Annotated in this window: 10 protein-coding genes; 2 read left to right on the top strand and 8 right to left on the bottom strand. The window is 53.3% G+C overall.

What is annotated here, in order from left to right; translation table 11 throughout:
* The 5 genes from hisF to ftsZ form a co-directional block, all read right to left on the bottom strand.
* Positions 1-633, bottom strand: a 633-nt coding sequence (hisF, locus tag LBJ25_01750; protein ID MDR1452687.1) for an imidazole glycerol phosphate synthase subunit HisF, incomplete at its 3' end; no start/stop codon positions are given.
* Positions 630-1,442, bottom strand: a complete 813-nt coding sequence (gene fmt / locus LBJ25_01755) for a methionyl-tRNA formyltransferase (GenBank protein ID MDR1452688.1) — start codon at positions 1,440-1,442, stop codon at positions 630-632. The genes fmt and hisF, both read right to left, overlap by 4 nt.
* The gene (def, locus tag LBJ25_01760; protein MDR1452689.1) at positions 1,439-1,924 is read right to left on the bottom strand and encodes a peptide deformylase; all 486 of its coding nucleotides are present in this window, start codon (positions 1,922-1,924) and stop codon (positions 1,439-1,441) included. Before def ends, fmt begins: the two co-directional genes overlap by 4 nt.
* Positions 1,924-3,471: an S-layer homology domain-containing protein gene (locus LBJ25_01765; protein ID MDR1452690.1), complete on the bottom strand. Its 1,548-nt coding sequence runs from the start codon at positions 3,469-3,471 to the stop codon at positions 1,924-1,926. Before LBJ25_01765 ends, def begins: the two co-directional genes overlap by 1 nt.
* 23 nt (positions 3,472-3,494) lie before the next feature.
* Positions 3,495-4,637, bottom strand: coding sequence for a cell division protein FtsZ (gene ftsZ / locus LBJ25_01770; GenBank protein ID MDR1452691.1), 1,143 nt, complete (start codon positions 4,635-4,637; stop codon positions 3,495-3,497).
* 109 nt (positions 4,638-4,746) lie between these two features.
* Here ftsZ and LBJ25_01775 point away from each other — a divergent pair, with 109 nt between their 5' ends.
* Together LBJ25_01775 and recO are read left to right on the top strand one after the other, a co-directional pair.
* Positions 4,747-6,018: a DUF1015 domain-containing protein gene (locus LBJ25_01775; protein MDR1452692.1), complete on the top strand. Its 1,272-nt coding sequence runs from the start codon at positions 4,747-4,749 to the stop codon at positions 6,016-6,018.
* Complete coding sequence (gene recO / locus LBJ25_01780; GenBank protein MDR1452693.1) at positions 6,019-6,516, top strand: DNA repair protein RecO; 498 nt, start codon at positions 6,019-6,021, stop codon at positions 6,514-6,516. It begins immediately after the preceding gene.
* Between the two features lie 9 nt (positions 6,517-6,525).
* On the opposite strand, the gene LBJ25_01785 is transcribed toward recO, so the two are convergent.
* The 3 genes from LBJ25_01785 to LBJ25_01795 all read right to left on the bottom strand — a co-directional run.
* Positions 6,526-6,915, bottom strand: coding sequence for a putative toxin-antitoxin system toxin component, PIN family (locus LBJ25_01785; GenBank protein MDR1452694.1), 390 nt, complete (start codon positions 6,913-6,915; stop codon positions 6,526-6,528).
* Positions 6,915-7,205 (bottom strand): type II toxin-antitoxin system Phd/YefM family antitoxin, encoded by a 291-nt coding sequence (locus LBJ25_01790; GenBank protein MDR1452695.1) that lies wholly within the window; start codon positions 7,203-7,205, stop codon positions 6,915-6,917. Before LBJ25_01790 ends, LBJ25_01785 begins: the two co-directional genes overlap by 1 nt.
* A 344-nt stretch (positions 7,206-7,549) precedes the next feature.
* Positions 7,550-7,736 (bottom strand): hypothetical protein (locus LBJ25_01795; protein MDR1452696.1); only part of this gene is annotated, 187 nt, incomplete at its 5' end.

Consider the following 7,736-nt stretch of genomic DNA (forward strand, 5'->3'; position numbering starts at 1 on the left):
ATGCTCCAGTTTGCCCGCGCCGCCGGAAGCGATCACCGGAATATCCACCGCTCGCGCCGCCGCGTCCAGCAGCGCGCAGTCGTACCCGTCTTTGGTGCCGTCTCTATCCATAGAAGTCAGCAATATCTCACCAGCGCCCAGATTCCGGCCTTTTTTAAGCCACTCCAGCGCGTCCAGACCGGTCGGCTCGCGTCCGCCGTGCGTGTACACTTCCCATTTGTTGGGCGCGGTCTGGCGGGCGTCGACAGCCAGCACGATGCATTGTGCGCCGAACATCTCCGAACCCTGTCTGAGCAATTCGGGATTTTGCACCGCCGCGGTATTTAGAGAAATTTTGTCCGCGCCGGCCTTGAGCAGCGCGCGCATCGTGTCCGTGTCGCGTATGCCGCCGCCCACCGTGAACGGGATAAAAACCTGCTCGGCTGTGCGCTCGACAATAGACAGCAGAATTTTCCGCGCGTCACTGGAAGCCGTGATATCCAAAAAAACCAATTCGTCCGCGCCCTCTTTATCATAAAATTTGGCCAGCTCGACTGGATCGCCAGCATCGCGCAAATCGACAAAATTTGTGCCTTTGACCACGCGGCCGCCGGTCACGTCCAGGCAGGGAATTATGCGTTTCTTTAAAGTCATAAAATTATTTCCCCGTAGCCGCGGCAAAAATCCGCGTAAGCCATCGGCGGCCTGCCTTCCGGCTGTATTGTCACGATCTCCAAACCAGCCGCGGTATAGCGTGTCTCTAAAATTTTTACCCGTCTGCCCTTGTGCAAAGTAAAACCGCCAAGCGCGCGTACTTTGTTGTGGATCTGCAGCGGCGTCTCGCCTTCGATGATCAGCGCGTCCTCTTTAGTGATCTTCCGGCAATATGTGGCGGCCTTAGCATCCTGCGGCCGACGGATCCGCTGAAGATCCTGCAGCAAAGTTTCGGCCAACAGCGCGGCGCCGCGTTCCGCGCAAAGCGCGTTTAACTGGCGAATATGCATATTTTGTTCAATAGAAATTTCTTCCTGCAAAAGAATATCACCGGCATCCATTTCCGCGTTGATAAGCATAGTGGTCACGCCGGTTTTCTCCTCGCCGCGCCACAAAGCGGTCTGTATTGGCGACGGGCCGCGGTACCTGGGCAGCAGTGACGGGTGCAGATTGACACATTCCCAGTTGTCGGTCAGTTCGGCGGGCAGCAGGCGGCCGTAAGCCACCACGACAATTTTCGCAATATCCAGCTTTTGCAATTCCGCGGCTGCCGGCAGACGGTCTAAAACCGGCAGTCTTAAATCCAGCGCCATGTTTTTGACCGGCAGCAGCTGCTTTTGCTGGCCGCGGCCAGCCGGTTTGTCCGGCTGAGTTATGACCAAAACAATTTGGAAACGTTCGTCAGCCGCAAGCCCGCGCAGAGCTGGCAGCGCAAAATTCGGCGAACCGAAAAAAGCCAAACGGATCATACGATCTCCGCCTCCGCGCTGTCCGGCGGCACAGGCTCGGCTTTGTCCAAGATAACTATGCCGTCGAGATGTTCGATCTCGTGTTGAAAGACCCGCGCCAGAAAATCCGCGGCTTTGATCGTGACCGTCCTGCCGTCTAGATTGACGCCGCGCACCGTGACTTTGGTATAACGCTCGACCAGACCTTCAAAATTACGGCAGGATAAACAGCCTTCCACGTGCTTGGCTTTTTGATTATTGTGCGAGAGCAGCTCGGGATTAAACAATACTCCCGGCTCATTGTGGTCGGCGGAAATATCATAAACAAACAGCCGGTAAAGTTTACCGACCTGCGGCGCAGCCAGACCCACGCCGTTACCCCTGCTGTAAAGTGTCTCCAGCAGATCCAGCGCCAGAGTTTTTAATTCCGGCGTCAGTCTGGCGATCTTGACCGACTTTTCACGCAGCAAAGGATCAGGATACTGCAAAATTTTCAAAATCATCAGAACGCAAACCTCAAGCCAAATTTTACCAGCTCTTCCGTCAGTTGATCAGCGGCTTTTTCGATAGCGCTGTCGAAAAGATCGAGTTTTTCATAGCCCAGATAAAACGCGCTGCCTGGCAGCAAATACCAACTTAACCGCGCGCCGTAATGATCGTACAAATATTTGGTGTCCGCTGGCGAGATATCATCATCCGGCAAACCCACACCGTAAATATAAACAATCTCCAGCGTCAATTCTTTTTGGTAAAGATAATTGGTCAGCTTGACACCGGTCTCGGAGACCGCTTTGGCATTGGGAATTCTATTTTCGCCAAAAATATCGTCGGTCAAATAAGCGCAGGAAGCATAGCCCAGCAGATTTACGCCGGGCGCGTCTTCGCCCAGCTGGTTCGCGCCAAAAGCCGCGCCTTTGTAAGCATACATTACGTCCAAATCCAGACCGTCCGCAAACAAACCGCCCAGCGACAGCAGCGCGTCATAATAATAGGACTGTTTTTTGCTAAGATCAGTGTAGCCATTTTTGTAAGCGTCCTGCAAATAACGCAAAGTCAAAAATCGCCGCGCGGCAAGCTCAAAATGCAGTCCGCTCAAAGCGCGCGTGGTGAAAGCCCGCACAGTTTCATTATTGGAAACCGCTTTACCCTCTCCGCTGTAAGTGTCAACTTGATAAAAAATATTACCGGCGCCGAAAAACGGCAGGTCGGGCGAAAAATCAAATTTGGCCGCCAGAGTCTGCCGGCTGACATTTAAATGACTGACAGCCGGAGTTGAAACAGCAGAGTCGGCCTGGCTCTGCGCCGCGCTCAAAGACAAACCCCACAACCCTAAACGCGCGCTCAAAGAATTGGCCGGATTGTCCACTACGCGGCGGTCCTGGTCGATGACCTGCCCCGGGCCGGCGGAAGCCTCAAACCTCAACCGCGCAAAATCCGCCAGTTCGCGGCCAGCCCAGGCCGCCGCGCTGGTATAGTTGCGCTTCAGCGTAAACGCAAAACCGCTCAAGCCAAAATCGCGGCTCAGGTTAAGATCGGCGCGCACAAAAAGCCGCGGCGCGTCCAGCATGTCGTTGCCAGTGGCAGCCTTGCTCGTATAGAAATAATAGGAATCGATCACGAGATTATCTTTAAGCAGCGCCGGCCACTCCGTGGATTCCCGCGGCGCGGCAACCGGAGCCGCAGGCACATTGACCGTCGCCGCGCCTTTCAGCTCCGCCAGCTCCAGCTTCAGCGCGGCCACTTCGTTTTTTAGATCGACGATCGCCTGGGTGGCCACCGCATTGGCCGACACATTTTGAAAAGCTGGCTGCTCAAGCTGCAATTTTTTGTCCAGCATTGTTTCCATGCTCAAAGAGAGATTATTCAAATAGACCAGCGTGTCGTAACGGCTGATCTTTTCATCGCCGTGCAAAGTGCCGTCTGGATAGCCTTTGACCACATCTAAATCAACCATATGCCTGACCGCGTTAAAAGCCCAGTGATCGCGCGGCACATCGGAAAAAAGCTGAACGTTCGGCGTTTCCGCGGCTAGTAAGGAGAGTAAAATCAAACAGAAAAATCCGCGTTTCGGCATTAACGATTTCTCAAGAAAGGCGGCACATCTATATCGTCGGGGTTGGCGCTGGACAACGCCGAAGCCGGCGTCTCATCAAAAAAAGCAAAACGCTGGCCGGCTGGCTGCAGTTCCGGTTCTTTGCGCAGCATTGTCGGCGGAGGAGCGGTCATTTTAATTTCCGTCTCCACAATATCTCCGCTGGTGATCGGCGGCAGGATCGTCTTTTTGAAACCCGTGGCGATCACTGTCAAAGAAACCTCGCCCTGTTTGGCTTCGTCAATCGACGCGCCGAAAATAATATTGGCATTGGGATCAGCCGACTGCCGCACAATATTGATAGCGTCGTTGACCTCGTGCAAAGTCATATCCGGCCCGCCAGTCACCGAAACGATCAAACCGGTCGCGCCCTGAATGTTTTCTTCCAGCAGCGGATTGCTGATCGCGTCATTGGCGGCGTCCACCGCGCGATCATCGCCGGCAGCCGTGCCAATGCCCATCATCGCCGAACCGGCGTTGGTCATGATCGTGCGCACATCAGCAAAATCGAGATTGATCAAACCCGGATTGGTGATCAGACCGGCAATGCCCAGCACGCCCTGCTTTAGCACATCGTTAGCTTTTTGAAAAGATTCCGGCAGGGTCAGCGCCCGGTCGTAAATATCCAGCAGCCGCTGGTTGGGCACAATGATCAGCGCGTCAACTTTGGCACGCAGTAGCTCTATGCCGTTTTCCGCCTGACGCATACGGATCGGCCCTTCAAAACTCCACGGCTTGGAAACCACGCCAACCACCAGCGCGCCTTTGGCTTTGGCCAGCTCAGCCACCACCGGCGAAGCTCCTGTGCCCGTGCCGCCGCCCATGCCAGCCGCGATAAAAACCATGTCGGCGCCATCGAGCGCCAGCGCGATATCGTCTTTGCTCTCCTCGGCCGCGTCCTTGCCTTTGGCCGGATCAGCGCCCGCGCCCAAGCCCTTGGTCAGTTTGCCGCCGATCTGCACATGTATTTCAGCCGTGGAAGCGTCAAGAGACTGCAGGTCAGTGTTAACCGCCACAAACTGCACGCCATCCAGCCCGGCCGCCACCATCGTGTTGACAGCATTCACGCCGCCTCCGCCGATGCCGACCACTTTGATCACCGCGGAACGTCTCGAATCGACCATAAACAACCCCCACTGCTTATTTTAAGGATTATAACACAGTCCCGCGGCACAGCGCTAGAGCATGTTTTTGCTTTTTATACTATAATCACCCAAAACTTTTGGAGGATTTATGGCGCGCATTAAGGCGTTCAGGGGAATACGCTACAATAAAGAAAAAATAAATTACAGCGATGTGGTCACGCAGCCTTACGACAAAATTTCGCCGGAACTGCTCGACGCCTACTATGAACGCTCGCCGTACACAGCGGCCAAATTGATCCGCAACAAAGCGGCCGACCCCTATCAGGCCGCCGCCACGGAACTCCAAAATTGGCTGAACGACAAAATTTTATTGCAGGACGAACAGCCAGCCATTTACGCCTATCAGCAGACTTACAAAATAAACGGCGAGCCGAAAACCCGCCGGGGCTTTGTCGCGCTGGTCGGGCTGGAGGATTTTGCCAAAAAAATTATTTTACCGCACGAAAAGACTCTGGCCAAACCCAAAGCCGACCGCCTCAATCTTTTGCGCGCGACCAGAGCGCATTGCGGCCAGATCTTTTTTCTCTACAGCGATCCGCAGAAAAAAGTCGAGGCGCTGTTGCAAAACGCGCTAAATAGCGCGCCGGACGAAACCGCGGTCGATCATTTTGGCGACACGCACACGCTCTGGAAGATCGACGACGCTAAGATTATTCAAGCAGTCAGCGCCGTTTTGGCGGACAAGCAGCTGCTCATCGCTGACGGCCATCACCGCTACGAAACTTCCTGCAATTTTGCCCAAGAAAACGGCGCGGCGCTCGGCGCGGAAAGTCCCTACGGCTACACCATGGCCACGCTGGTCAACATGGAAGACGAAGGCCTGACCGTCCTGCCAACGCACCGTCTGGCGCACGGGCTAGCCGGTTTTTCCGAAGCGGAGTTTTTAAAGAAAGCCGCGGAATATTTTGACCTCACGCCGCGGCACGCGCTGGAGCATCTGCTCAACGCTCTGCAGGAACAGCGCGCCGCCGGAAAGATCAGCCTGGGTTTTTACGCCGGACAGTCTTTGCTTTATGAACTGACTTTGCGCGATCCGTCGGTCATGGCCAAACTGGCCGCGAACAAATCCGAGGCGTGGCGGCAGCTGGACGTCGCCGTGCTGCACACTCTGGTTCTGGAAAATATTTTGGGTCTCAGCAAAGAAAAACAGGAAGCGCAGGAAAATCTCACCTATATCCGCGCGGCGCACAGCGCGTTTGAGCAGGTTTTAAACGGCCAGGAGCAGGCGGCGTTTTTCTTGAACAGCACGACGGTACAGCAAACCTATGCCACCGTTCTGGCCGGCGACATTATGCCGCAAAAATCCACGGATTTTTATCCTAAACTCCTGTCCGGTCTGGTCATTTACAAAATCCCGTAAATGAGCGCGCGGCTCGAAGGCGTCATTCTCCGCAAAAAAATCCTGCGCGACAACGATCTGCTGCTGGACGTTTTTAGCTTGAGCGACGGCCGGATCAAACTTGTGCAAAAACGCGGCTGCCAAAAACCGCAGGCCGCTCTCGATCTTTTTTGCCGGAATGAATTTGTCGTCGCGGAAAACAAAGATTTTGCCGTGATCTATCAGACCACCAGCCTCGAACTTTTCGCTAAGATCCGCCAAAATTACACGCTGCTGCAAAACGCCGCCGAGGCTGTCAAGATCGTCGAAAAGATCACCAGCAGCCTGCAGCCCAACGCCAGTCTGTATCAAATTTTTTTTAAATACCTGCAAACGCTAAACAGCGCTATCGCTCCCGCGGCTCTGCCCGCGCTAAAACTGGAGCTGTGCCAAAATATCTTGCGCAACGAAGGCATTTACGACGGCCAAAAAGTCACAGAAAAAAGTTTCTGGCGGCAGATCGAAAATTACAGAGGGTAATTTAGTAATTTATTTTTGAAAAAAAGCCAGGAATTCCTGAGGCGAAAATACCAATTCATCTCTGGGAAAATGTTTTTGATTGCCGGTGATCAATCTGGCCTGACAGTATTTGGCCGTTTCATAAAACGGCCGGTCGTCCGCATCTATAAAATGCCGGTCTAGACTTGCCGGTGTTACAGACAAGCCGTCCTGCTCGATCAAGGCCAGCAGATCACGGATTTCCCATTGGGCAAAATCGAATTTTTTCCGTCCCAGCACTGTGTGGTATTCAGTTAAAATACGGTGGTCGTAACAAGGCGTAAGTATTTTATTCTGCGTTAAAGCCAGGATCCGCGCCGGTGTGCCTGACCGCGACCAGAGCGCGGAAACCAGCACATTCGTGTCCAGAACAACCAGCATTATTTTTGTTTGACGCGGCGTTCTCTACGGCCGGCTTTTATTTCGGCGTTGATCTCCGCGTCGGTCATAAATCCCCTTTTGGCAGCCTTGCTGCGCATGCTGTTAAAAGCGATCATGGCTTTGGCCTGCCGCACGGCTTTGACCGTTTCGTCAAAATTTGTTTCAGAGATAGACAGCATCAACGCGGTCGGCCTGCCGTTGTTGGTAATGATTACTTCGCTGTCAGCGGCCAGATTACCCCAAATGCTTTTAGGTATAGTCCGCAAATCTCTGGCTGTATAAAAGTTCATGATTTTACTCCTGTTTAATAGTGTATATCATTGTGATACGATTGTCAACGAATTATGTATACAATATTTAAGCCAACGCCAACTTAAATCCTAGTCCTGTCAATTGTCTTCCTCAGTTATCTCTCCTTACAAAACAACGTCAACAACTTAAGGAAAAAGGGATCATAAAACACCTCTCCAGTCTGTCGCTTACGCGACAGCCAGCCTCTCCTTGATAAGGAGAGGCAGCAGCGGCAGCTGCGGTGAGGTGTCTCGCGCCAGCGAGACATAAAAACTCCCCCAAGATTGTCTAAAAAAATCAGATCGTTCAACAAGGCATCGTTTGTTAGTGCAGAGGGTAACTGTCAGGCAATTTTCATGATGTATATCACTGTATAGTAGGCTGGCACGGTGTCAACGCTGAACGCCGAGCCGGAGCCAGCGCTGGCTGTCGAGCCGGAAACACTGCCGCCCGAGATCGATCCCGTAACATCGTGTTCATGCGCGCCGCCCAAGAACGCTTTGCTGTCAGAAGTAAAACTATGCTCATGG

The sequence above is a fragment of the Candidatus Margulisiibacteriota bacterium genome (assembly GCA_031268855.1).
In the GTDB taxonomy this organism is placed as follows: domain Bacteria; phylum Margulisbacteria; class Termititenacia; order Termititenacales; family Termititenacaceae; genus Termititenax.